Source organism: Paraburkholderia sp. GAS32 (assembly GCF_050434225.1).
Classification (GTDB): Bacteria; Pseudomonadota; Gammaproteobacteria; order Burkholderiales; family Burkholderiaceae; genus Paraburkholderia; species Paraburkholderia madseniana.
The window spans coordinates 340,214-365,677 of sequence record NZ_JBNPVS010000005.1; the positions used below are offsets into that span (position 1 = coordinate 340,214).

At 61.9% G+C, this 25,464-nt stretch carries 15 protein-coding genes; 10 read left to right on the forward strand and 5 right to left on the reverse strand.

The window, feature by feature from the left end:
• Positions 1 to 3: 3 nt before the first annotated feature.
• Positions 4 to 735, reverse strand: coding sequence for an SGNH/GDSL hydrolase family protein (locus tag P3T25_RS09075; RefSeq protein ID WP_429357923.1), 732 nt, complete (start codon positions 733 to 735; stop codon positions 4 to 6).
• The gene (locus P3T25_RS09080) at positions 732 to 1,820 is read right to left on the reverse strand and encodes an acyltransferase family protein (RefSeq protein WP_429357924.1); all 1,089 of its coding nucleotides are present in this window, start codon (positions 1,818 to 1,820) and stop codon (positions 732 to 734) included. The genes P3T25_RS09075 and P3T25_RS09080 overlap by 4 nt, the downstream gene beginning before the upstream one ends.
• Before the next feature lie 687 nt (positions 1,821 to 2,507).
• Here P3T25_RS09080 and P3T25_RS09085 point away from each other — a divergent pair.
• From P3T25_RS09085 to P3T25_RS09095, 3 genes are all read left to right on the forward strand, one after another.
• Complete coding sequence (locus P3T25_RS09085) at positions 2,508 to 4,709, forward strand: hypothetical protein (RefSeq protein ID WP_429357925.1); 2,202 nt, start codon at positions 2,508 to 2,510, stop codon at positions 4,707 to 4,709.
• Positions 4,710 to 4,775: 66 nt separating this feature from the next.
• Positions 4,776 to 6,242: a flippase gene (locus P3T25_RS09090; protein WP_429357926.1), complete on the forward strand. Its 1,467-nt coding sequence runs from the start codon at positions 4,776 to 4,778 to the stop codon at positions 6,240 to 6,242.
• Entirely contained in the window at positions 6,239 to 8,686 is a 2,448-nt protein-coding gene (locus P3T25_RS09095; protein ID WP_429357927.1) for a glycosyltransferase family 4 protein, read from the forward strand. The genes P3T25_RS09090 and P3T25_RS09095 overlap by 4 nt, the downstream gene beginning before the upstream one ends.
• A 262-nt stretch (positions 8,687 to 8,948) precedes the next feature.
• Here P3T25_RS09095 and P3T25_RS09100 read toward each other — a convergent pair whose 3' ends face one another.
• Entirely contained in the window at positions 8,949 to 10,151 is a 1,203-nt protein-coding gene (locus tag P3T25_RS09100) for an acyltransferase family protein (protein ID WP_154559286.1), read from the reverse strand.
• A 243-nt stretch (positions 10,152 to 10,394) separates the two neighbouring features.
• Here P3T25_RS09100 and P3T25_RS09105 point away from each other — a divergent pair, with 243 nt between their 5' ends.
• Complete coding sequence (locus P3T25_RS09105) at positions 10,395 to 10,538, forward strand: hypothetical protein (protein WP_165923841.1); 144 nt, start codon at positions 10,395 to 10,397, stop codon at positions 10,536 to 10,538.
• Positions 10,539 to 10,844: 306 nt separating this feature from the next.
• Complete coding sequence (gene galU / locus P3T25_RS09110; protein ID WP_154559287.1) at positions 10,845 to 11,762, forward strand: UTP--glucose-1-phosphate uridylyltransferase GalU; 918 nt, start codon at positions 10,845 to 10,847, stop codon at positions 11,760 to 11,762.
• A gap of 175 nt (positions 11,763 to 11,937) precedes the next feature.
• Here galU and P3T25_RS09115 read toward each other — a convergent pair whose 3' ends face one another.
• Complete coding sequence (locus P3T25_RS09115) at positions 11,938 to 14,112, reverse strand: malate synthase G (protein ID WP_429357928.1); 2,175 nt, start codon at positions 14,110 to 14,112, stop codon at positions 11,938 to 11,940.
• 102 nt (positions 14,113 to 14,214) lie between these two features.
• On the reverse strand, positions 14,215 to 14,619 hold the full coding sequence (locus tag P3T25_RS09120) for a heme-binding protein (protein ID WP_054037573.1): 405 nt from the start codon (positions 14,617 to 14,619) through the stop codon (positions 14,215 to 14,217).
• A 363-nt stretch (positions 14,620 to 14,982) separates the two neighbouring features.
• Here P3T25_RS09120 and P3T25_RS09125 point away from each other — a divergent pair, with 363 nt between their 5' ends.
• The 5 genes from P3T25_RS09125 to P3T25_RS09145 all read left to right on the forward strand — a co-directional run bounded on the left by P3T25_RS09125 (position 14,983) and on the right by P3T25_RS09145 (position 25,398).
• Positions 14,983 to 15,858 carry an MOSC domain-containing protein gene (locus P3T25_RS09125; protein ID WP_171925689.1) on the forward strand — a complete coding sequence of 292 codons (876 nt, stop codon included), beginning with the start codon at positions 14,983 to 14,985 and terminating at the stop codon, positions 15,856 to 15,858.
• Positions 15,859 to 16,645: 787 nt separating this feature from the next.
• Positions 16,646 to 19,186 carry a nitrite reductase large subunit NirB gene (nirB, locus tag P3T25_RS09130; RefSeq protein WP_154559291.1) on the forward strand — a complete coding sequence of 847 codons (2,541 nt, stop codon included), beginning with the start codon at positions 16,646 to 16,648 and terminating at the stop codon, positions 19,184 to 19,186.
• A 35-nt stretch (positions 19,187 to 19,221) separates the two neighbouring features.
• Positions 19,222 to 19,575, forward strand: a complete 354-nt coding sequence (gene nirD / locus P3T25_RS09135; protein ID WP_171925687.1) for a nitrite reductase small subunit NirD — start codon at positions 19,222 to 19,224, stop codon at positions 19,573 to 19,575.
• Between the two features lie 48 nt (positions 19,576 to 19,623).
• The gene (locus P3T25_RS09140) at positions 19,624 to 23,826 is read left to right on the forward strand and encodes a molybdopterin-dependent oxidoreductase (RefSeq protein ID WP_429357929.1); all 4,203 of its coding nucleotides are present in this window, start codon (positions 19,624 to 19,626) and stop codon (positions 23,824 to 23,826) included.
• Between the two features lie 204 nt (positions 23,827 to 24,030).
• Complete coding sequence (locus P3T25_RS09145; protein WP_429357930.1) at positions 24,031 to 25,398, forward strand: MFS transporter; 1,368 nt, start codon at positions 24,031 to 24,033, stop codon at positions 25,396 to 25,398.
• Positions 25,399 to 25,464: the final 66 nt, after the last annotated feature.

The window sequence follows — 25,464 nt, forward strand, 5'->3', positions numbered from 1 at the left end:
GCTTCAAAGCGTGCCGTCCAGCAGTCGCCGCACCAGCGGATCGACGACCTGAAAATCCTGTTCCGCCTTGAGCCGGTACAAACCCGGCTTGGGATGCGCGCCGTCGGACATCAGCGTCTTCCAGTCCGGCAGATTGCTGACGTACGCGAACTGATCGACGAGCGGCACCTGCTGTTCGGCGGCCACCCGTCGCGTCATCGCGACCATCGCGGCGAGCCGCGCGTTCAGGCGGTTGTCGGGCATCGGGTTCGAGGTCTGTAGAACCGGCTCTTTGCCGAGCGCGCGGGCCGTTTTCACGAGCGTCGTTTCGGCCGCGTAAAACTGCTCGGGCGTCTGGTTCCGCATCACTTCGTTAATGCCGTAGTTGATCAACACGATCTGCGCGGACGAAGCGGCGAGCCGTTCCTGCCACGGCAGGCCGGCGGTCGGGCCGGCGCGGCGGTTGCCGGTGCCGTCGCGCAGTTGGCTGGCCATCGTGCCGCCCGCGCCGTAGTTCGTGACGCGCACCCGTTGACCGTACCTGGCCTGCAATTCGTCCTGCAGATACGACACGGCGTTTTGCGCCTGCGGTCCGCAGTGGCCTTCGCTGCACGTAATGCCGAGCGTGGTCGAATCGCCGTAGGCGTCCACCAGCACCTGCGATGCCGGTCCGCTGGCGTGCGCATCCAGTGTCAGCGAAACCAGCACTGACGCAGCGGCCGACACGCCCGCAGCGAACCACGCGCGGCGCCTCATGCGCGGCTTTGCGGCGCTTGCGATGCGCCCCCCGACACGCTGCCGGCGGACGCATGGGCAATGCCCGCCGAGCCGAAGATCAAGCGTTTTTCGAACGCGAACCACGTGATGCTGGCGTAGGCGAGGGTGATCGCGAGTGCGAGCGCCGCGGTCAGATAGCGGTTCAGATGCAGCGGCCACAGCGTGTACAGCACGCTCAGGTGAATCAGATAGATCGTGTAGCTGATCGTGCCGATATAGACCAGCACGGGGTTGCACAGCAGCCGCTTGACGATGCCCTTGCTTTGCAGGGCGATGACCACGACCGAAGTACAAAGCACCAACGAAACGCTGTAGAGCGCGGCGTTCGACAGCGGCGTATTGGCCGCCCGGAACCGCGGATAGTGCAGATGCAGCCACGCCAGCACCGCGAGCGCGGCAAAAAAGCCGAGCACGGCGAGACCCTTGAACGGTTCGAGTGCATTGCGATCGCGCCGTACGGCGACGGCGAGCAACGCGCCGGCCGCCAACAGGTCCATGCGGAACGGCGTCAGGTAATAGATCGGCCAGAACGAATCGAACCAGGGCGTGGCGACCGCGCGCAGCACCGGCACCAGCACGATCAACGCGGCCGCCGCGTAGCCGAGCACGCGCTCGGGCAGCAGCAGGATCACGAACGGCCAGAAGATATAGAACTGCTCTTCGACCGCCAGTGACCACAGCACATTCAGGCTGTCGTGACCGCTTTGATTGAGCGCGTCGCCGATATTGGTCGCGAAGAACGCATACCACTGCCAGTGCTGCGCCCAGCCGAAGCCGAACAGAATCGACGACACCGCCATCAGCAGCAGATAAGGCGGCAGGATGCGCCGCGCCCGGCGTGCATAGAAATAGCCGAAATACGACTGCTGACGCGCCTTTCGTTCGAGCAGGATGCCGGTAATCAGGAAACCGCTCAAAACAAAAAACAGATCGACGCCCATCCACAGCGGCGCTTTCAAGGCGTGCTGGGCGAATACCGCGAGCACAGCGATGGCGCGCAAACCGTCGAGCTGCACGATGCGGCGAGAGTGAGAAGGCGCTAAGGGCAGTGCGCTAGCAGTCATGAACCGTCCATGGTGTGAAGCGGATGGGCCGGGCGAAGGAACGCGCAAGTCTTCTCAAGTCAGGAACAGGGCTTGAGGGCAAGGGCGCGCTCGCTTCGCGTCGCAACGGAAGTGCATTCGATTCTAGGGAAAATAAATTGATGAAAAAACGGGAATGAAATAGATAAATGAATCAGATTGCAACAGGGTGTTTCGTTATCCATTCGCAATAGATTTTTATGCTTGTGCCTTGTGGCTGTCGCAATCCGTAAGAAGTGCAGCCGGAATCAGGCTACATCGGTAAGGATGGGGCGCAAGGGCACTGCGGGACGCGGGCGTTCACGTCCATTTTCATTTAATCGATTTTTAAATCATTTTCTTTCACGATGCTTAAAGCGCCGAATATTTTTGAATTATTTTCGATTTTCGTCGCGGCATTCTTTCCGCGTAATGTGAGCCGTGTGGACGGGTGGCCGGGGATGGCGCGTGCGTCACGCGCCGACTGCTCGTATTCGATCGGGTTCGCGTTGGACCGTGGGCGCTGTGATGAGCCTGATTACTAAGCCCCTTCTTATACGTCGTGTCTTGCGGGAATCAGTCTCGTGTTCTTGCGTCGCTGCTAGCGGCCTCAGCCGTCATCTCATTGGATTTTGCATCCGCGCGGGCCCGTTGCCTGATCGCGGCACGGTCCTGATTGGAGGAATAACTTTGGCCCGTTTCACGTTCAAAACCTGGATTGCTGTGTTTGCCTATGCGGCCGGAATGACGGCGGCGTCGGTCAGCTTCACGGCATCCGCGGAAACCGTGTTGAACGCGAAAAATTCCTGGATCGGTAACACCTTCGGTTTCGGCGATGGCACGTGGACGCAGATCAACATCACCGCCATCGCGGTCGCGCCCGACGGCAAGGTCTATACGAACGCGCCGTGGGACGAAAGCGGCGCCGAAGCGAGCGTCTACCAGAACGGCAAGATGCTCGGCTTCGCGGGCGGCACGCATGGTTGGGGCAACGGCGGCGGCAGCGCGATCGCGGTGAATCGCAAGTACGCCTTCGTGGCGATCGAAGTCGGCAACGAGAAAGGACGTCTGGTCGAGCAGGGCGTGTGGCCGGAAAAGGGCAAACAGTGGTTCGGCATTTCGCGTCGGCAGATCGCCGATCCGAAGCGCGCCGCGCCGTTCCAGCCGGCCGCGAAAAGCGCTGACCCGCATGCGCAACTCGCAGCGGGCTTTCTGATGATGAACGAAGTGCCGACCGGCACGAGTGCCGAAATCGGCGGCATGGCGGCGAACGACACCACGCTATACGCGGCGAACACCGCGCGCGATCGCATCGAAGTGTATGACACGGAATCGATGCAGCAGAAAACAACCTGGACTGTGCACGAGCCGGGCCGTATCGCGCTAGCCCCCGACGGCACGCTCTGGGTGTTGAGCGGCACGCGCAACGATAAGGCGCCGCAAGTGGAGCACTACACCGCCGCGGGCAAGCGCATCGACGAAACATTCACGTTGCCCGCCGATACGGTCGCGGTCGATATCGCTTTGGATGCACAGGGCCGCGTTCTGATCGCGGACAACGGTCCGCGCCAACAGGTGCTGTTTTTCAGCAAGGGCAACGGCCGTTATGCGGAGTCGGGCTCGCTCGGTGAACGCGGTGGCATTTTCAGCGGTACGCCCGGCAAGCCAGGCCCGCAGCGCTTCAACGGTTTGACCGGCGTTGGCGTGGATGCACGCGGCAACGTCTATGTGTCGACCAACGGCATCGGACCACGCTACGAACCGATCGGCGCGGGCCTCGGTGCCACGCTCGAGAGTTACGCGCCGGACGGCAAACAGAACTGGCAGGTGCAAGGCTTGTTGTTCGTCGACGGCGCGTGGATCGATCCGTCGCGTCCGGACAGCGTCTATACCGGCAACAAGCGCTTCGAACTCGATCTCTCGAAGCCTGCGGGGCAGGACTGGAAATACGCGGGCTTTCTGTCGAACCGCTTCAAGTATCCCGACGACCCGGTCTTTCACACCGATCAATATCCCGGCTTGCCGATCGCTCGCAAGCTCAAGGGCCGCACGTTTCTGTACTTGACCGACATGTACGCGGACCACCTGAAGATCTATCGCTTCGATCCGCAGCACGACGGCGAGACTGCGATTCCTTCGGGCTTCATCGCCGGGCGTGAGCGCGCGGTCTCCAAGGTGCCGAACGCGCCGCCGGGGGGCGACTGGATCTGGCGCGACGTGAACGGCGACGGCAAGTTCAACACGGACGAATTCACGCTCAACACGAGCGGCACGAAGCTCGCGGGCGGCTGGGGCTGGTGGGTCGATAGTGCAGGCGACATCTGGCGCACCCGCGATAACAAGGGCATTTATCGCTTCCGTTTCGGCGGACTCGATGCGAAGGGCAACCCGATCTACTCGTATTCGAACCTGACGCAGTACCCGGTGCCGCAACCGTTCACCGAACTGCATCGCGCGATCTACGAGCCCGACACCGACACGATGTATGTGACCGGCTATACGCCCGATACGCCGGTGGATCGCGGCTTCTGGAAAGAAGTGGGCCGCGTGCTGGTGCGCTACGACAAATGGTCGAGCGGCAATCCGGTGCAGCGCTATTCGATCACGCTGCCGTGGACGACGCAAACCAAGCCTATCGCCACGATCATCGGCCTCACCGTTGAAGGGCAATACCTATTCGGCGTCGAGCCGGTCGGCGCAGTGCACGTGTGGGACAAGGACAGCGGCAAGGAGATCGGCGTGATCCGTCCAGGCCCGGAAGTGGGCAGCGCGTCGGGTTGGGTCGATGTGCCCAACGGCATCAGCGCCGCGAAGCGCAGCAATGGCGAGTACCTCGTGTTCGTCGAAGAAGACGCGCGCGGGAAAGTGATGATGTATCGCTGGAAACCATGACACAACGCATGGCATGACCGCTTTCTTCGCAATACCAGGCAAATGTAGTCAAACCCAAGGCATCCGATGGACAAAGGCATTCTCAAGAACGTAGCGATCAACTTCTTCGGGTTGGTGCTGCCGACTTTCGTCTCGCTCGTGACCGTGCCGTCGTATATCAAGCTGCTCGGCGTCGAGCGCTACGGCGTGATCAGTCTCGTTTGGACCCTGATCGGCTACTTCGGGATTCTCGATCTCGGCATGAGCATGGCCGCGCAGAATCACATCTCGAAGGCGCGCGCCTCGGGCGACAAGGGCGAGAGCGCGCGCGTGTTCTGGAGCGCGACGTGGCTCAATCTCGCGACCGGCGTGATCGGCGGGCTGATCATCTATTTCGGCGCGTTTCTGTACACCGCGTACTTCACCAAGGTGTCGCCCGAGTTGCAGCATGAGGTCTATATGGCGCTGCCGTGGCTCGCGGTGGCGATTCCGATTGCCAACGTGTCGTGGGTGTTCGCCGGTGCGATCAACGGCGCGGAACGCTTTGGTGTCTACAACACCAATCAGACGATCGGTACCTTTCTGTTCCAGTTGCTGCCGCTCGGCGCTGCTTTGTGGCTGGGGGCGACCTTGCAGAACGTACTCGCCGCGGCGGTGTTCGCACGGATTCTCGCAGCGATTCTGCTGGGCCGCTCCGCGCTGAAGGTGTTGGACATCCGCAGTGTTCTGCCGCCGCAACTCGGCGTGGCGAAGGGACTCTTCAACTTTGGCGGCTGGATGCTGATTGCGAGCGTCACCAACATGATCGCTGAATCGCTCGACCGCGTGATGCTCGGCACGAGTCTCGGCGCGCGTTTCGTCACCTACTACACGGTGCCGCAGAACCTCGTGACGCGTCTGAATATCGTGCCGACCGCGCTGGTGCGCACGTTGTTTCCACGCCTCTCAGCCGTGGGCCGCGCGGATGCGGACACCATCACGCAGCAATCGCTCGAATTCCTTAACGGCGTGTTCACGCCGGTCGCGTTGGTCGCGATGCTGGTGCTCGAACCGTTCCTGCATCTGTGGGTCGGCAATGAGATCGCCGCCGTGGCCGCGCCGGTGGGCCGGATCATGATCGTTGCCGTGTGGCTCGTCGGCCAGGCGAACGTCACGCGGATTCTGATTCAGTCGCAAGTCAACCCCGCCACCGCCGCGCGCGTCGGCCTGTTTGAATTGCCTCTGTTTGCAGGGGCGTTGTGGCTCGGCATTACCCATTTCGGTTTGACCGGCGCGGCCATGGCCGTGGCCGGCCGGGCGCTGTTCGATTACGCCGTGCTGCTGCGCCTGTCGGCGATTCGCGCCCGCCAGATCGCGCTCGACATGCTCGCCCACCTCGCTTTTCTGCTGGCCAGCCTGTGGCTCGCCAGCTTCCTGCCGAGTCTCGCCTTGGCGATCGTCGCCGGCCTGTTGATGGTTGGCGCGAACGTCGCCTGGTCGATCACGATGACACCCGCTTTGCGCGATCTTGCGCGTTCACTGCTGTTGCGACTGAATCCGAGGAAAAGCGCATGAACCACGAAGTCCTTGAAGAAGCCGTGCTGCAACCTGCGACGCGCAGCGCACTGGCTGAACTCACCACCGTTCCCGGTGTTCAGGCGCCGTCGCGCCGCTCGGCGTTGCGTAGCGACAAGACGGTGCGTGTCGCGATCGTGCACGACTGGCTCGTCACCTATGCGGGCGCCGAGAAGGTGCTCGAACAGATTGTCGCGTGCTTTCCGGACGCGGACCTGTTCAGCCTCGTCGATTTTCTCGACGACCGCAGCTTTCTGCGTGGCAAGCCGGTCACCACCTCGTTCATCCAGAAACTGCCGCTTGCACGGACCAAATACCGCACGTATCTGCCCTTGATGCCGCTCGCGATCGAGCAGCTCGACGTGTCGGCCTACGACGTGGTGATTTCCAGCAGTCACGCGGTCGCGAAGGGCGTTCTGACCGGCCCCGATCAGGTGCATATCAGCTACGTGCATTCGCCGATTCGCTACGCATGGGATCTGCAGCATCAGTACCTGCAGCAGTCGAAGCTGACCGCCGGGCCGAAGTCCGCGATGGCGCGGCTGATTCTGCACTACATCCGCAACTGGGATATCCGCACGTCGAACTCGGTGGACGGCTTTGTTGCAAACTCCGATTTCATCGCGCGGCGGATCAGGAAGGTTTATCAGCGCGAAGCGCAGGTGATCTTTCCGCCCGTCGATGTCGAAGCGTTTGCGCTATGCACCGACAAGGATGATTTCTATCTGACCGCCTCGCGGATGGTGCCGTACAAGAAGATCGATCTGATCGTCGAAGCGTTCGCGCAGATGCCGGAGCGCAAGCTGGTGGTGATTGGCGACGGCCCCGACATGCAGAAGATCCGTGCAAAGGCCGGCCCGAATGTCGAGATCATGGGCTACCAGCCGTTCAAGGTGCTCAAGGAAAAGATGAGCCGCGCGAAAGCTTTCGTGTTCGCCGCGGAAGAAGACTTCGGTATTTCGGTGGTCGAAGCGCAGGCCTGCGGCACGCCGGTGATCGCCTACGGCAAGGGCGGGGCGCTTGAAACCGTGCGCGATCTGTCCGAGTCGCGGCCCACCGGCATGTTCTTCGACGAGCAGAACGTCGAGTCGATCATTGCGGCGGTCGAGCGTTTCGACGGCCACGTGAAGCGTTTTTCGCCGGTGGATTGCCGCGCGAACGCCGAGCAGTTCTCGGCCGCGAATTTCCGCGAACGTTTCTTCGCCCACGTGCGGGCTTCGGTGCCGGCATTGCGCTCGGCGACGCTGCCGCCGTACGTTCCGTATAAAGCAGAGCCGGGTGCCAACGCACCGCGCATCCTCGCGGTCGATCAGAGCGGCGTGCTCGGCGGCGCCGAGTTATCGCTGCTGGAAATCGTTAAAGCTTTGCGCTCGCGCATCGAAGTCGTGCTGTTCGACGACGGTCCGTTCCGCACTGCTTTGGCCAAAGCCGGCGTGACCGTCAACGTGCTGGATGCCGGCGCATTGCGCAATGTGCGCAAGCAGGGCGGTTCGTTGCCGAAGGGTCAGGCGCTCAAGGGCCTGATGTCGCTCGTGCGTGCCACCGCGAAACGTGCGCGCGACGCCGAGGTGATCTATGCGAACACGCAGCGCGCGATGGTGATCGGCGCGATTGCCGGCAAGCTCGCCAGGCGGCCGGTGGTCTGGCATCTGCGCGATATCGTGAGTCCCGAACATTTCGGCGGCAAGCAACTGGCGATTATCAAGTGGTGCGCGCGCCTCGGCCTCACACACGTGATCGCCAATTCGGCGGCTTCCGCTCGCGCCTTCGCGGAACTCACGCACTTCGACAAAAAACGTATCGACGTGGTGTTCAACGGTATTTCCGCGGCGCCGTTCGACGCGTTGCGTACGGTCCCGCAAGCAACGCTGCGCCAGTGCCTGAACCTGCCGCAGGATGCGTTTCTGGTCGGCTCGTTCAGCCGCCTCGCGCGCTGGAAGGGCCAACACGTGTTGCTCGAAGCGATGGTCCTCAATCCGCAGATGCATGCCGTGCTGGTGGGTGCGCCGCTGTTCGGCGAGGACGCGTACGAGATCGAGTTGCATGCGTTCGTCGCCGCGCACAACCTGGGTGGCCGGGTGCATTTCCTCGGCTTCCAGCACGACATTCCGGCTTGCATGTGCGCGGTCGATGCGGTCGTCCATACGTCGATTACGCCGGAGCCGTTCGGTCGCGTGATCGTCGAGGGGATGCTGGCGCAGCGGCCGGTGGTGGCGGCACGCGCGGGCGGCGTGCTGGAGATCATCGACGATTACGAGAACGGCGTGCTATGCACCCCCGGCGACGCGCATGGTCTCGCCGATACGCTCGCCGAGTTGCGCTCGAACGACGACCTGCGTAACAGGCTGGTCAGAAATGGCTATCAGACGGCGTTGAGCCGGTTCGGGACGGCAACGTATGTGGAAGGTGTCGAACGGATTCTGAAGCGCGTGGCGGGGCGTTGAGGGGCTTGCGCGGGCGCTTAAGCGGATGAACGTGCGAAGTGATTTAACGCGGGGGTAGGCAGGGACTCGGCCGGTTTCTGTCGTTAGCGCAGCGGAGCGAAAGTCCTGAGGACTTCCGCTCCGTTTTTTTCGAGCTACACACCACCTATGCAACTGGGTTGTACAACATGATCCCGGCGGCAAGGCTTGCTCACATTGTCGAAGGAGAAACCTGTTTCTGAAGTGAACATTGTGTTTCTCCGATCTTTCTACTGCATCGCTCTCAGGCTGGCTTCACTACATTCTTCGGTTTGAAACTCGCGGACCACTTCATCGCCGGCAGTTCGACCAGCCGGTAGAACACGTAGGCCACCGGCACGGCCACCAGCATGTAGCCGAACGACGGCCAGATCGACATCTGCAGCGACGAGCGGAACAGGATCGACGACAGCAGCACGAAGATGGGCAGATGGATCAGATACAGCGAGAAGCTGAAATCGCCGAAGCGCGACAGGAGGCGCACGCCAGGCGTATCGGCATTGCGGCGTTCCAGTGCCTTGTACAGGTAGAACGCGAAACCGACGGCCCAGAGCTGGAACGCGCCGTACTGGCCGAAATGAAACGCCGCGCAGCCGAGCGCAATGAACGCCGCGGCGAGTGCGTAGAGCCAGACCGACGAACGCGCATCCGGCGCGCTACGGGCCTTCGCGTCGGCGATCCACGCGCCGAGCGTCCACGAAAACCAATAGGACGTGAAGAACTGCATGTCGTGGCGTTCGAGCACATAGGCGGACACCACATTAATGACCGCGACGATCGCCAGCACGGAAGTCATGCCCAGACGCCGGCGCAGCGCGAACAGCAGCGGATAGATCGCGTAGAACTGCACTTCGAGCGATAGCGTCCAGAGCGCGCCGTTCGACCCAAACGTCTTGCCGGCCACGCCTTGCAGCGAAAACAGGTTGACGAGGAATGCCTGCAGGCCGATCTCGCGGATCTTGTGGTTGACCGGCGGCAACTGCAAGCTGGCCCAGTCGAGCGCAAAAGTCAGCACGAGCGCCGCCAGCAATACCGGATAAATGCGCGCAAAACGGCGGATCCAGAAATTGCCGGTGTCGAGCCGGTAGTCGGGATTTTTTGCCAGACGTAGCGCGCCGCCGCGATGAATGCAGTAGCCGCTGATCACGAAGAAAATCGGCACGCCGGCCGAACCCCACGCAATCGGGAAGGTCAGGTAAGCGGCGATCGTACTCAGACTGAATGAATGGCCGACGCTCTGGTGAAAGGTCTGCATGCCCACCCATTCGACCTGGCGGCAATGAAAATAGGCGACCAGAAGCGCGGCGAAACCCCGCATGGCGTCGATTACATGTTCCTTGCCGGCGCTCTCGGCGCGCGCTTCGCTCTGCGCGCGCGGCGCGGCGGCCTTTCGTGACGGGGAAAGGGGCAGGGATGAGCCGGCGGCATCCAGTGCTGAGTCGCTCATGCGCGGTCCTTAATCTGAAGGAAGAAAAAGCTTATTCCCCGGGCACGCCGTGCGCGCCCGCGGTGCATCACATGCTAGTGCACCACGGAGGTAAAAAATCGATAAAAAATTGTGCGGGAAATCGAATTAAATGGCGATTTTGTGACGAAGTGTAATTCCGTATAAGTACTTGCTACATCGAATTATTTGCCGGTTTTGTTGTGCTAATTTAAGGCACGGATTCTCTTGACCAGAGGTGAAGTCATGAACCTGCATTTACTCGCCGGCATTGCCGTGCTGCTGATCCTTGTCGCCGCCTCCGCCTACCGGGAGGCGCTGCGCAACGAACCGATCCGCCGTTTTCGGATGAACCCGGGCAAGCTGCCCCAGCTCGACGAGAACGAATGAGCTGTGTCCGGGAGCGCCGTCGTGCATCCACCATGCGCCCCCGGACGCGCGCGAGGTGACCTGCGATCCGCTTCGCCGGATAAGTAAAATTTTCGGAATTCCAGAAAATAATTCGCTGCCCGTACGTAATTGTTTCCTGATGCATGTCACGATCCGGAATATCGAAAGCCAATCGAATTATTTATTCGAATCGAGAAAAATTAACGCACGAAATGGATTAATTTTTTTGTTAGTCTTTTCGGCGACATCGAGTGGCCGCGAGGCCCGCGAACACACTAATTTCTAACCGATGTGGGAATGCCAACCATGCTGAAAGTCACCAAAGCCGTGTTTCCCGTAGCGGGCCTCGGGACACGCTTTTTGCCGGCTACCAAAGCAAGCCCCAAGGAAATGCTGCCGATCGTCGACAAGCCGCTGATTCAATACGCGGTTGAAGAAGCGATTGCCGCCGGCATCACCGAGATGATCTTCGTGACGGGCCGCAGCAAGCGCGCTATCGAAGATCATTTCGACAAGTCCTACGAGATCGAAGCGGAACTCGAGGCACGCAACAAGCAGAAGCTGCTCGACCTCGTGCGCAGCATCAAGCCGGCTAACGTCGACTGCTTCTATGTGCGTCAGGCCGAAGCCCTCGGTCTGGGTCATGCGGTGCTGTGCGCCGAGAAACTGGTGGGCGACAGCCCGTTCGCCGTGATTCTGGCGGACGACTTGCTGCACAGCTCGAAGCCGGTGATGAGCCAGCTCGTCGACACCTTCAACCACTATCACAGCTCGGTGATCGGCGTCGAAACCATTGCGCGCGAAGACAGCCGTTCGTACGGCGTCGTGGATGGCCGCGAGTGGGAAGACAATGTGATCAAGCTGTCAGGCATCGTCGAAAAGCCGGCGCCGGACAAGGCCCCGTCGAACCTCGGCGTGGTGGGCCGCTACGTGTTGATGCCGACCATCTTCAAGCATATCCGTGCGCTCAAGCCGGGCGCGGGCGGTGAGCTGCAATTGACCGACGCGGTGCAATCGCTGCTGACCGAAGAGCAGGTGCTCGCGTACCGCTACTTCGGCACACGCTTCGATTGCGGCAGCAAGTTGGGCTATCTGAAGGCGACGGTGGAATTCGCGCTGCGTCATCCGGAAGTGAAGGCGGAATTCGAAGCGTATTTGCAAACCTATATGCAGGCGAATATGCAGGCCAGCGTGCCGGCACAGTACACGGCTGAGGCAGCTTAAGGTGTAGGAGAGTTTTCACGCAGAAGCAACGCGCAGCGCTACCGCGCAAGTTAAAACGGGCGCCGCATGATGCGGCGCCCGTCTTTCTATCCGGCCTGGTTTGGGGCTGAGATTCAAGACTCAGGCGGGCCCGAAAGATCGAGCCTTATGCCTGGGCCACTGCCCAAAAAAGCCTTTACTGCGCCTTCTTCACTTCCAGCCGGAACTTATGCAGCAACGGTTCCGTGTAGCCGCTCGGCTGTTCACGTCCTTCGAACACCAGTGCCTGCGCGGCCTTGAACGCCAGCGTGTCGAAGCCCGGCGCCATCGGCTGGTAGTGCGGATCGCCCGCGTTCTGCTCGTCGACCACCTTCGCCATGCGCTTGAAGGTCTCTTCGACCAGCTCGCGCGTGACCACACCGTGATGCAGCCAGTTCGCAATGTGCTGGCTGGAGATGCGCAGCGTGGCGCGGTCTTCCATCAGACCGACGTTGTGAATGTCCGGCACCTTCGAGCAGCCCACGCCCTGATCGACCCAGCGCACCACGTAGCCGAGAATGCCTTGCACGTTGTTCTCGACTTCGCTGCGGATCTCGTCCGCGTTCCACTTCGCTTCGGCGACGACCGGGATCGTCAGCAGGCCGTCGAGCAGTTCGTCGCGAACCTTCGCGTAGTCCGTGCGTTCGAGTTCCTGCTGAACCGCCTGCACGTCGACCTGGTGATAGTGCAGCGCATGCAGCGTCGCGGCGGTCGGCGAGGGCACCCATGCGGTGTTCGCACCGGCCTTTGGATGCGCGATCTTCTGTTCGAGCATGGCGTGCATCAGGTCCGGCATGGCCCACATGCCCTTGCCGATCTGCGAGCGGCCACGCAGGCCCGCGCTCAAACCGACCAGCACGTTGCTACGCTCGTACGCGGCAATCCATGCGCTCGACTTCATGTCGCCCTTGCGCATCATCGGGCCGGCTTCCATCGCCGTGTGCATTTCGTCGCCGGTGCGGTCGAGGAAGCCCGTGTTGATGAACGCGACACGCTCGGACGCTTCGCCGATACAGGCGAGCAGGTTGACGCTGGTGCGGCGCTCCTCGTCCATGATGCCCATCTTGATCGTGTTGCGCGGCAGCTTGAACAGGTCTTCGACGCGCGCGAACAGTTCGCTCGCGAACGCGACTTCGGCCGGGCCGTGCATTTTCGGCTTCACGATATAGATCGAACCGGTGCGCGAATTCAGCTTGTGCTTGCGGTCGTGCAGCGCGCACAGCGTGGTGATGACACCATCGAGAATGCCTTCCGGAATCTCCTTGCCGTCTTTCGTCAGCACGGCCGGATTCGTCATCAAATGACCGACGTTGCGGATAAACAGCAGCGAGCGGCCATGCAGCACGATCGGCGCCGTGCCGTTCGCGGCGGTGTACACGCGATCGGTGTTCAGACTGCGCGTGAAGGTCTTGCCGCCCTTCGTGACTTCTTCCGTCAGGGTGCCGTTCATCAGGCCGAGCCAGTTGCGATAGAGCTGGACCTTGTCGTCCGCATCCACTGCTGCAACGGAGTCTTCGCAGTCGATGATCGTGCTGACCGCGGCTTCGACCAGCACATCCTTCACGTGCGCCGAATCGGTCTTGCCGATCGAATCGTTCGCGTCGATCTGGATTTCGAAGTGCAGGCCGTTGTGCTTCAACAGCACGGCGGACGGTGCGCTCGCGTCGCCCTGATAGCCGATGAACTGCGCCGGCGTTTTCAGTTCGGTCTTGCCGCTTTTCAGCGTGACGACGAGCTTGCCGCCTTCGACGCTATACAGCGTGGCGTCGACGTGCGAGCCGTTCGCGAGCGGGGCGGCCTGGTCGAGAAACTTGCGGGCATAAGCGATCACCGCGGCGCCACGCACCGGGTTGAAGGCCTTCTGCTTTTCTGCGCCGTTGGTCTCGGGGATCGCATCGGTGCCGTACAGCGCGTCGTACAGGCTGCCCCAGCGTGCGTTGGCCGCGTTCAGCGCATAGCGCTGATTCGACAGCGGCACGACGAGCTGCGGGCCGGCCTGTTCGGCGATTTCGGTGTCCACGTGGTCGGTCGTGGCTTTGACGCTTGCCGGCGACGGCACGATGTAGCCGATGCCTTCGAGGAAGGCACGGTACGCGCGCAGATCGCGCACCGGACCCGGATTGGCGCGATTCCATGTATCGAGTTCGGTTTGCAGGCGGTCGCGCTCGGCCAGCAGCGCACGGTTTTTCGGCGCCAGCTCATGCACGAGGGCGTCGAAACTTGACCAGAATGCGGCGCTGTCGATTCCGGTGCCGGGCAGGGCTTCGGTTTCGACGAACTGGTCGAGGTTGGCGGCGACTTGCAGTCCACCGCGCGTCTTCATCTGAGTCATCGACTGCTCCATCCTTGAATGGGACCGATGAGGGGGCATCGGTCCGTGTTGTGCTTCGTTTTTATTGCCGCCGCTTTGAACGGATTCCGAATGGCTCCGGACTTAAGCGGCGATTGCCTGAATACCCGCCTTGGCGATTTGTGCGTCCTGATCCGACTTGACGCCCGACACGCCGACCGCGCCGACCACCTGGCCGTCGACGATCACCGGCACGCCGCCTTCCAGCGTGCCTTGCAGCGGTGCGCTCAGGAATGCCGTGCGGCCATTGTTGATCATGTCTTCATATACCTTGGTTTCGCGGCGGCCGATCGCCGAAGTGCGGGCTTTTTCCGTCGCGATGTACGCGCTGGCCGGCGCGCTGCCGTCCAGACGCAGCATGCCGAGTTGATGGCCGCCGTCGTCGACCACCACGATGGCAACGGCCCACTGGTTCTTCTCGGCCTCCGCGCGAGCGGCTTCGAGGATTCGGGTCGTTTCGGCAACGGTCAACACGGGTTTGCTCAGCATAATGAATTTCCTGTTTCGTTTATGGTAGGGATGCTTCTACACGTTGAATCCAGTGACGCGCCGGAGTGTGCCCGGCGCCGGCTCTGTCTTTGCCCGAGCGGTTCGATTGTGGATTTTACGTCCAAGCGCTGTCGGAAGAAACGGCCGCATCGCCCGGCCGGTTTCAGGCAGCGCGTCGAATCCCGCCGGATTCGCGCTCGCGCGGCGCAAACTCTTGCGCAGCAGGCGTTCCGGGGCGGGCCGCTCAATACGAAGCTCAATACGCCGCTCAAGTTCGGCGCAACCGATATCCGGCAACACGCGCCGGCGCTTTACAATCGGAGTTCAACACAAAAAGCGCGTGTTTCCCACACCACTCACACTATGCCTACCATCAGCGAGCTTTTCGTCTATCCGATCAAATCCTGCGCCGGCATTGCGTTGAACGAAGCACGCCTGCTCGCCACCGGCCTCGAATACGATCGATGCTGGATGGTCACCGACCCGAGCGGCGCAATGCTCACACAGCGCGCGTATCCGCGCATGGCGCTGATCAGGGTCGAGCTCGGCGAACATGAACTCGTGATCCGCGCGCCGGGCATGAGCGAGCTGCGCACGCCGCTCGACGCCGCCGGGCTGAGCGCTCCGCAGAAGGTGCAAACCGTGGTCTGGGGCGACGCGGCCTATGGACTCGACACCGGAGAAGAGAGCGCAGCGTGGTTTTCAGCGTTTCTCGGCGTGCCGTCGCGGCTTCTGCGCTTCGATCCCGAACGCGAACGGCAAGTCGATCCGGACTACACCGCTAGCGTCCCCGGGGCCACCACGTATTTCGCCGATGGTTTTCCGCTGCTGGTGATCGGCCAGGCCTCACTCGACGATCTGAACGTGCGCCTGAACAGTAAAGGCGCGCCGTCGATTCCGATGGACCGGTTTCGCCCCAACGTCGTGCTGACGGGACTCGATGCGTACGAAGAGGATTATGTCGAGAGTCTGAGTGTCGACGGCGCAGAGGAGGAGGCCGTGCAACTGCAACTGGTCAAGCCATGCTCGCGCTGTCCGATGCCGACTATCGATCAGGCGAAGGGCGCGCCCGATCCCGATTGGCCGAACGAGCCGACCGACACGATGAGCGTCTACCGGGCGAATCCGCAGCGGGATGGTGCGGTGACATTCGGCAACAACGCGCTCGTCGCGCGCGGGGCCGGAGCGTGGCTGCGCGTCGGGCAAACGGTCGACGCTGAATTGGGCTTTGGCGATTAACGCCGGCCACGCCCGGTCAGCGCCGCGAGGATCACCGGCATCGGCACGGGCTTGACGAAATGATGATTGAATCCGGAGCGTAACGACTCGCGCCTGTATTGAGCAATTTGAAGTCCCGACAGAATCGAAGCTCACTATTCTGTTTTCTTCGGTCATTCCGGCAAGGTATCTGGCACGGCTTTCTTACGAACAAATTGCCGCTCGGGAGGACGAGGTAGCGCGAATCGCACGGGATAGCGAAGCGGGCAGCCGCATCTACGCCGTGTCCTCGATCCTGCGACTGATCTGCAAGAACATCGGGTTGGGCTTCGCCACCATCGCTCCATAACGGCCGGCACACAGAGCGGATCTACAACCTGTGTAGGTATATTTCCATACCGATCGGTCAGATCGTGCGCGGTGAGTGTCGCTAAGTGCCGCGAAACACTGCCCGCACGCGTACGGTGCTGCGTCGCACCATCCCTGTGCCTCGCTGCATCAAGACGTGCCCCACATCCTGCTGACAGCAGACCCGTGTCATATGCCGCAAAGCCCCGTTCCACGGCGCTGCAGCGGGAATCTCACTCAATTGGCACAACCTTTGCGTTAAGCCTTGCCAGCGGATCAACGTGGATCCGTCGCGAGTGCAACAACAAAGTACTCGCCGCAGCACAGGTCAGGACAACGGCGTCCCCCGAACTCAGTCATCGACTGGGTTCGCGGGACGCCGTTTTTATTTCCGGAATCGCCTTCGCGCAGCAGCCAGCCGGCAGCGATTCGAGCCCAGCACATTGAGGAAGCCGCGGTCATGAAAATCATCGTTATCGGTCACGGGATGGTCGGCCACAAACTGGTCGAATGCCTGGCGCAAGACGCGGCGCATGGGCTCGACATCACCGTGCTGTGCGAGGAATCACGCCCGGCGTACGACCGCGTGCACCTGTCCGAATTCTTCGCGGGTAAGACGGCGGACGATCTGTCGCTCGTCGAGCCGGGTTTCTTCGAGCGCCAGAACGTCTTGCTGAAGCTCAATGCAAAAGCCGTGGCGATCGATCGCGACGCGCGCACCGTAACGGTATCGACCGGTGAAACCTTGCCGTACGACAAGCTGGTGTTCGCTACGGGTTCCTATCCATTCGTGCCGCCCGTGCAAGGCCGCGAACGCGCGGACTGCTTTGTCTACCGCACCATTGACGACCTCGAAGCGATGCAGGAATGCGGTGCCCGTTCGAAGACCGGTACGGTGGTCGGCGGCGGCCTGCTCGGTCTCGAATGCGCGAAGGCGTTGCGCGACATGGGGCTCGAAACGCACGTGGTCGAGTTCGCACCGCGCCTGATGGCGGTGCAAGTCGACGAAGGCGGCGGCCGCGTGCTGCGCGCCAAGATCGAAGAGCTGGGTGTGACGGTGCACACGCAGAAGAACACCTCGGCGATTGTCGATGGCGAGACGGGCACGCATCGCATGCAATTCGCGGACGGCAGTCACCTCGACACCGACATGATCGTGTTCTCTGCGGGCATTCGTCCGCGTGACGACCTCGCGCGTCAAAGCGGCCTTGCGCTCGGCGAACGCGGCGGCATCGTGATCGACAACGCGTGCCGCACCAGCGACTCGCACATCTACGCGATCGGCGAGTGCGCGCTGTGGGAGGGCAAGCTGTTCGGCCTCGTCGCGCCCGGCTACGAGATGGCACGCGCGGTGGCGAAGCAACTGCACGGCGACTCGGCGGAATTCGCCGGTGCCGACATGAGCACCAAGTTGAAGCTGATGGGCGTGGACGTCGCGAGCATCGGCGACGCGCATGGCAGCACGCCAGGCAGCCGCGCCTATCAGTTCAGCGACGAACGCAAGCAGGTCTACAAGAAGCTGGTCGTGTCCGAATGCGGCAAGTATCTGCTCGGCGGCGTGATGGTCGGCGATGCGAGCGAATACGGCACGCTGCTGCAGATGATGCTGAACCGGATCGAGTTGCCGGCGTCGCCCGAATTCCTGATCCTGCCGTCGTCCGACGGTCAGGCGAAACCGGCGCTCGGCGTCGAGGCATTGCCCGCCGGCGCGCAAATCTGTTCGTGCAACAACGTCTCGAAGGGTGACCTCTGTGCCGCCGTGTGCGCGGGCGCGACCGACATCGGCGCCTTGAAGTGCGCGACCCAGGCCGGCACGTCGTGCGGCGGCTGCGTGCCGCTCGTCACGCAGGTGATGAAGGCCGAGATGAAAAAGCAGGGCCTCGCGGTCAACAACCACGTGTGCGAGCACTTCCCGTATTCGCGCCAGGAGTTGTATCACCTCGTGCGCGTGGAGGGCGTGCGCAGCTTCGGCGAGTTGCTGTCGAAGCATGGCCACGGCCTCGGCTGCGATATCTGCAAACCGGCGGTGGCAAGCATTCTTGCGTCGTGCTGGAACGAATTCGTGCTGAAGAAGGAGCACGCGGCGCTGCAGGACACTAACGATTACTACCTCGCCAACATCCAGCGCGACGGCACCTATTCGGTCGTGCCGCGTATGGCCGGCGGCGAAGTGACGCCGGACGGATTGATCGCCGTCGGCCAGGTGGCGAAGAAGTACGGCCTCTACACCAAGATCACCGGCGGTCAGCGAGTCGATCTGTTCGGTGCTCGCGTCGAACAACTGCCGTTCATCTGGGAAGAATTGATTGCGGCCGGTTTCGAATCGGGCCATGCGTACGGCAAATCGCTGCGCACCGTTAAGTCGTGCGTCGGCTCGACGTGGTGCCGTTACGGTGTCGGCGATTCGGTGGGCCTCGCGGTTGAACTCGAGAATCGCTACAAAGGCCTGCGCACACCGCACAAGATCAAGTTCGGCGTATCCGGCTGCACTCGCGAATGCGCGGAGGCACAGGGCAAGGACGTCGGCATCATCGCCACCGAGAAGGGCTGGAACCTCTACGTGTGCGGCAACGGCGGGATGAAGCCCCGCCATGCCGAACTGCTTGCCTCGGACCTCGATAAGGAAACGCTGGTGCGCTACATCGACCGCTTCCTGATGTTCTACGTGCGCACCGCGGACCGTCTGCAACGCACCAGCGTATGGCGCGACAACCTCGAAGGCGGGCTCGACTATCTGATCGATGTGGTCGTGAACGATCACCTGGGTGTGGCCGCGGAACTCGAAGCGGAAATGCAGCACGTGGTCGACACCTACGAATGCGAATGGAAGAAGGCCGTCACCGATCCTGAAACGCGCAAGCGCTTCCGTCACTTCGTCAACAGCGGCGAGCCGGACAGCAATGTCGCCTTCGTCGAGGAGCGCGGTCAGATCCGGCCCGCGACGGTGGTCGAGCGCCGATCGAAGCTCGCTTCGATTCCTGTGGTTGCCGAAACCGTTTGATTCTTTTTTCGCGTTATTCACCGAGGACTTCCGCCATGAACCTTGACCGCCTTCCGCTTGCCTGGACGCCGATTTGCCCGCTCGACGAGATCGTCCCCAACACGGGCGTGTGCGCGCTCGTCAACGGCGAACAGGTGGCGGTGTTTCATGTGAGCAACGGCGACGCGGACGCCGTCGTGTATGCGATCGAAAACTACGATCCGGGCTCGCAGGCGGCTGTGCTCTCGCGTGGGCTGATCGGCAATCTCGGCGAGCGCCTCGTCGTCGCTTCGCCGATCTACAAGCATCACTTCGATCTGCGCACCGGCGAGTGCCTCGAAACACCGGCGTATTCCGTCAGCGCGTTCAACGCACGGGTGGAAAACGGGCAGGTGTGGGTCGCGGTGTGAGTCACTGATTTTTTGTCAACCTTCTCTTCTCGAACGACGTCGCTTGCCATGTCCTCCACTAGCGTAAAAACCGTGTGCCCCTACTGCGGCGTTGGCTGCGGAATGGTGCTGCACGTCGAGGACGGGCAGGTCGTCAAGATCTCCGGCGATAAAGAGCATCCGGCCAATTTCGGACGGCTCTGCACGAAGGGCCAGTCGGCGCACGTCGCGTTGCGCAAGTCGGGCCGTCTGGAAGGCGCGTTCGTGCGTCATGCACGCGACCAGGATCCGACGCCGCTGCCGATGGCGCAGGCGATCAGCACCACGGCGGCACGCTTGCGCGGCCTGCTCGACGCACATGGACCGGACGCACTGTCGTTCTATGTGTCGGGGCAAATGTCGATCGAGGCGCAGTACCTCGTCAACAAGCTCGCCAAGGGCTTTGTCGGCACCAACAATATCGAATCGAATTCGCGTCTTTGCATGGCGAGCGCGGGCAGCGGCTACAAGCTTTCGCTCGGCGCGGACGGCCCGCCGGGATCGTACGAAGACATCGATCATGCCGACCTGTTCTTCGTGATCGGCGCGAATATGGCCGACTGTCACCCGATTCTGTTCCTGCGGATGATGGATCGCGTGAAGGCGGGTGCGAAACTGATTGTGATCGATCCGCGCCGCAATACGACGGCGGACAAGGCCGATCTCTTTCTGCAGATCAAGCCGGGCACCGATCTGGCGTTGCTGAACGGCTTGCTGCATTTGCTGCATGAAAACGGCCACACGGATGCGGCTTTTATTGCGGACTTCACCGAAGGCTGGGACGGAATGCCCGCTTTCCTCGCGGACTACACGCCGGAAAATGTGTCGGCGATTACGGGCCTTTCTGTAGAAAACATCCGCCAGGCCGCGCAAATGATCGGCGCCGCGCCGGAGTGGATCAGTTGTTGGACCATGGGCCTGAATCAAAGCACGCATGGCACATGGCACACGAATGCGATCTGCAATCTGCATCTGGCGACGGGCAAGATCTGTCGCCGTGGCAGTGGACCGTTCTCGTTGACCGGCCAGCCCAATGCGATGGGCGGCCGAGAAATGGGCTACATGGGGCCCGGTTTGCCGGGGCAGCGTTCGGTGCTGGTCGAAGAAGACCGCGTGTTTATCGAAGATCTGTGGGGCATTCCGAAGGGTACGCTGAAGAATGAAGTGGGCAATGGCACGATCGATATGTTCACTCGCATGGCTGCGGGCGAGATCAAGGCGTGCTGGATCATCTGCACGAATCCGGTGGCGAGCGTTGCGAACCGTCAGAACGCGATCGCTGGTTTGCGCGCGGCCGAGCTCGTGATTTCACAGGATGCCTTCCTCGACACCGAGACCAACCGTTACGCCGATGTGCTGTTGCCCGGCGCATTGTGGGCCGAAGCTGAAGGTGTGATGATCAACTCCGAGCGCAACCTGACGCTGATGCAAAAGGGCATCGAACCGCCGGGCGCTGCGTTGGCGGATTGGCAGATCATCGCGCGTGTCGCGTGTGAAATGGGTTTCGCCGATGCGTTTGCCTATGCGAGCGCCGAGGAAGTGTTCGCAGAGATCACCCGTGCATCGAATCCGAAAACGGGTTACGACCTGCGCGGCGCGAGCTATCGCCGTCTGATGGAAACACCGCTGCAATGGCCGCTTGCTTCCGACGGCGCAGCAGACCGCAATCCCATTCGCTACATCAACGACGGCGTCAGCCAGACGCTGAAGGAACGGCCCGACGGCAGCCTTCCGCGGCTCGTGTTCCCGACCGCAAGCGGCAAAGCGGTGTTCTTTGCCCGCGCCTTTGCAGCCCCGGCCGAATTGCCCGATCGGGAATTTCCGATCGTGTTAAACACGGGCCGCTTGCAGCATCAATGGCACACCATGACCAAGACCGGCAAGGTCGCGATGCTCAACAAGCTGAACCCGGGCCCGTTCGTCGAGATTCATCCCGAAGACGCTGCCACGCTTGGCATCAAGGCAAAAGATCCGGTTGAGATCCGTTCGCGCCGTGGGCGTGCTGTATTGCCGGCGGTCGTCACGGAGCGCGTGCAAGCAGGCAACTGCTTCGCGCCGATGCACTGGAACGACGTCTTCGGCGACGACCTGTGCATCAACGCCGTCACCAGCGATGCAATCGATCCGATCTCGCAGCAACCCGAACTCAAGTTCTGTGCGGTCGCGCTGAGCCCGGTTGCGCTCGACGTCATCGAGCCGGTTTCGAATGCGGATGACGAGACGCTCATCGATGCGCCTGCCGCTGCAGTCGACCCGGCGACAGCAAGTGCTATATCGGCGAACACCGAGGAACTGGAAATGCCCCGCATCAATGCATTGACTAGCCTGTTGCAGCTTCCGCAGACACCCGCGCCTTCGTTCACGGAAACCGAGCGGGCGTATCTTGCCGGTTTCGTCAGTGGCCTGCGTTCGGCTGAACGACAGGGCATCGACAGCGTGCCGGTCCTTCCGGCAGGCGCGCCGTTCGATCCGGTGAACCGCTTGTATGTGGACGGTTTGCTGGCCGGACTCTATAGCCGCAGCGGAACCCATGCGGCCGCGCCGGCAGGTGCGCTTGCCGCACCGCATTCTGAAGCGGCGCATGCGTCCAGCGTGCGCATCTTGCGCGTGCGGCCCAAAGTGACCTTGCTGTGGGCCTCGCAAACCGGCAACACGGAATCGCTGACCGAGCGTTATGCCACGCGTCTGATGGAGTCGGGCTTCGAAATCCGCACGTCGTGTATGGCGGACTATCAGGTGTCGGCGCTCGCGAAAGCGCAATACGTGCTGCTGATGTCGAGCACCTTCGGCGACGGCGATTCGCCCGATAACGCGCAAGGTTTCTGGTCCCAACTGGCCAGCGACGCGGCGCCTCGTCTCGAAGGTCTGCGCTACGCGGTGCTCGCGCTGGGCGATCGCAACTACGATCAATTTTGCGGTCACGGCCGCCGTCTGGATGAACGTCTCGCTGCGCAAGGCGCGGTGCGTCTGATGGATCGCGTCGACTGCGACAGCGAGTATCAGGAGAATGCCGACGCGTGGCTCGAAAGCATCATCCTGCGCATCAAGGAAGAAGATGCCGCGCTGCACGCAGTGCCGCCGGGCGGCATGATCAATGCCGTGGTGCCCGGCGCCGTGCCGACCAAAACGCGTCCGGCCGCCTCGCGGCTCGTCAGGAACCTGCAACTGAACAAGCAGGGCGCAGCCAAGGATACGCGCTACTTCTCCTTGAGCACGGGCGACTCGGGCCTCGAATACGAAGCCGGCGATGCGCTGGGCGTATGGCCGAGCAATTGTCCTGAACTGGTAGACGAATTGATCAGCCTGAGCGGCCTGAGCGCCGACGCCGCGGTCAATGTGTCCGGTGTGGGCGACATGCGCCTCGCCGACGCGCTCGGCAAGCACTACGAAATCGCTCGCCCCAGCCCTGACTCAATGGCATTCATCGCTGCCCGAAGCAGCAACGGCGCATTGCGCGATCTGTTGACGCCGGCACGCAAATCCGATCTCAAACAATGGTTGTGGGGCCAACAACTCGCCGACGTACTCCACGAATTTCCCGTGGACCTGACGGCCACCGAATTGACCGGCATGCTCAAGCGCCTGCAGCCGCGTTTGTATTCGATTGCGTCGAGTCCGAAAGCACATCCTGGCGAAGTTCATCTGACGGTTGCCGCGGTTCGCTATAGCAATGGCCGCCGCCATCGCAAGGGCGTGTCGTCGACGTTCCTCGCCGATCGCGCCGGCGACGTGAATGTGCCGGTATTCGTGCAGAAATCCGCACACTTTCGGCCTCCTCATAGTTCTGACACACCGATCATCATGGTCGGTCCGGGAACCGGCGTTGCACCGTTTCGCGGCTTTCTGCACGAGCGGCGTGCACGCGGTGACAAGGGGCGCAATTGGCTGTTCTTCGGCGAGCAACATGCGGCCACCGATTTCTACTATCGCGACGAACTGGAAGCGATGCGTGACAGCGGTGTGCTGACCCGGCTCGACGTCGCTTTCTCGCGCGATCAAACGGAAAAGATCTATGTGCAGGACCGCATGCGCGAGCAGGGTGCGCAAGTGTGGGCATGGCTCGAAGAAGGTGCGCATTTCTACGTTTGCGGCGACGCAAACCGGATGGCCAGAGACGTCGACGCGACGCTCAGGCATGTGGTTGTTCAGCACGGTGGCATGAGCGAAGAAAAAGCCGCCGAGTATGTGGGGCGTTTAGCGCAAGAAAAGCGCTATGCACGCGACGTTTATTGATTTTTGAAGCGGCCGGCACGGTCGCGGCATCACAGTTTCAAAGAGTACGCAGTCAAGCTTCAGAAGCAGAGTCCGGATGGCATGAAGGTTGCATGTTCAGACCGGTATTCAACATCGTGACCATTCCGGTGCGCAGTGATTCAGCGCAAAGTACCAGCGCCGCGCACCAGGTTAGCAAACAATCAGTATATTTGAGGATGCCGAATGAAAAACGTGATGAGCTCCCTAAAGATTGGGGACTGGCGCGCGCTAGTGGCGTGTTTTCTCTATTTCGACACCGGCTTCACCGTTTGGGTGTTGTACGGGCCGCTCGCGCCGTTCATCAGCAAGAGCGTTGCAATGACGCCCGCGCAGCAAGGTTTGCTGGTCGCCGTGCCGGTGCTGTCGGCAGCGATCCTGCGCGTGACGCTCGGTAATCTCTATCAATCCGCGCATGGCAAGCGCATCGCGCTGATGGGCGTATTGCTGTCGGCAGTGCCGACGATCGTGCTGCCCTTGTTGCCGTTCGTGCCGTCGTACACCTTGCTGCTGGTGCTCGGCGTGTTCCTCGGCGTGGGTGGGGCGAGCTTCGCGGTGGCGCTGCCGATGGCCGGCAGCAACTATCCGCCGAAGGTGCAGGGCCTGGTGCTGGGTCTGGCCGCAGCCGGCAACATCGGCGCGGTGCTCGACGGCTTCCTGTTCCCGCAACTGGCGACGCACTACGGCTGGCAAATGGCGACCGCCGGCGCACTGCCGTTGCTGGCGATCGCCGCGATCACGCTGTACTTCTGGGCCAACGATTCCGGTATCAAATCCGGCAGTGTGCTGCGCGCATTCGGCAGCTTCGCGGTGACGCTCGTCGGTTTGATCGTGCTCGTGTTGCTGGTCGAAGCGGGCGTGTTCGGCTCCGGCAAGACCGGTGTGCTGCTGTTGCCGGTGATCGGTGCGCTGCTGGCGATCGCGGTGCTGCCCAAGCGCTATCGCTCGGTACTGTCCGAGCGTGATACGTGGGCGATCATGCTGGTGTACAGCATCACGTTCGGAGGTTTTGTCGGCATGTCGTCGTATGTTTCGCTGCTGCTGACCAACCTGTATCAGCTGTCGAAGATCGACGCGGGCCTGTTCATGGCGCTGCTTGCCGCAACCGGCGCGATCGTGCGGCCGCTCGGTGGCCTGATCGCCGACAAGGTGTCGGGCGTGCGCGCGCTGACCTTCCTGCTCGCGGTCATTTCTCTGTGCGACTTCGTTTTTGCTGCCGCAATGCCGTCGATGCTGGGCGGGATTGTGCTGCTGCTGTGCCTGTATGTGGCCTTCGGTCTGGGTAATGGCGCGACCTTCCAGTTGGTGCCGCATCGCTGGGCCGGCCGCACCGGTTTGATGTCGGGCATCGTCGGCGCTGCGGGCGGCATCGGTGGATTCTATCTGCCGGTCGTGATGGGCATCGCGAAGGAAAGCACGGGCAGCTATCAGATGGGCTTCGCGACCTTCGGTACGCTGGCGGCTTGCGCGTTCCTCGCGATCGTCGCGCTGCGCCGTCCGTGGATGGCGTGGTCGATGCACAGCAACGTGATGCACGCGCACGCAACGGAGTAATGCAATTCGGCATCCGCGCCGAGGCTTGTCTGCCGATGGCGGTCATGCGGCGCGGATGCCGGCTGG

Coding starts and splice junctions, on each gene's coding strand:
- P3T25_RS09075 (WP_429357923.1), bottom strand. CDS start 735: ATGAGGCGCCGCGCGTGGTTCGCTGCGGGCGTGTCGGCCGCTGCGTCA.
- P3T25_RS09080 (WP_429357924.1), bottom strand. CDS start 1,820: ATGACTGCTAGCGCACTGCCCTTAGCGCCTTCTCACTCTCGCCGCATC.
- P3T25_RS09090 (WP_429357926.1), top strand. CDS start 4,776: ATGGACAAAGGCATTCTCAAGAACGTAGCGATCAACTTCTTCGGGTTG.
- P3T25_RS09095 (WP_429357927.1), top strand. CDS start 6,239: ATGAACCACGAAGTCCTTGAAGAAGCCGTGCTGCAACCTGCGACGCGC.
- P3T25_RS09100 (WP_154559286.1), bottom strand. CDS start 10,151: ATGAGCGACTCAGCACTGGATGCCGCCGGCTCATCCCTGCCCCTTTCC.
- P3T25_RS09105 (WP_165923841.1), top strand. CDS start 10,395: ATGAACCTGCATTTACTCGCCGGCATTGCCGTGCTGCTGATCCTTGTC.
- galU (WP_154559287.1), top strand. CDS start 10,845: ATGCTGAAAGTCACCAAAGCCGTGTTTCCCGTAGCGGGCCTCGGGACA.
- P3T25_RS09115 (WP_429357928.1), bottom strand. CDS start 14,112: ATGACTCAGATGAAGACGCGCGGTGGACTGCAAGTCGCCGCCAACCTC.
- P3T25_RS09120 (WP_054037573.1), bottom strand. CDS start 14,619: ATGCTGAGCAAACCCGTGTTGACCGTTGCCGAAACGACCCGAATCCTC.
- P3T25_RS09125 (WP_171925689.1), top strand. CDS start 14,983: ATGCCTACCATCAGCGAGCTTTTCGTCTATCCGATCAAATCCTGCGCC.
- nirB (WP_154559291.1), top strand. CDS start 16,646: ATGAAAATCATCGTTATCGGTCACGGGATGGTCGGCCACAAACTGGTC.
- nirD (WP_171925687.1), top strand. CDS start 19,222: ATGAACCTTGACCGCCTTCCGCTTGCCTGGACGCCGATTTGCCCGCTC.
- P3T25_RS09140 (WP_429357929.1), top strand. CDS start 19,624: ATGTCCTCCACTAGCGTAAAAACCGTGTGCCCCTACTGCGGCGTTGGC.
- P3T25_RS09145 (WP_429357930.1), top strand. CDS start 24,031: ATGAAAAACGTGATGAGCTCCCTAAAGATTGGGGACTGGCGCGCGCTA.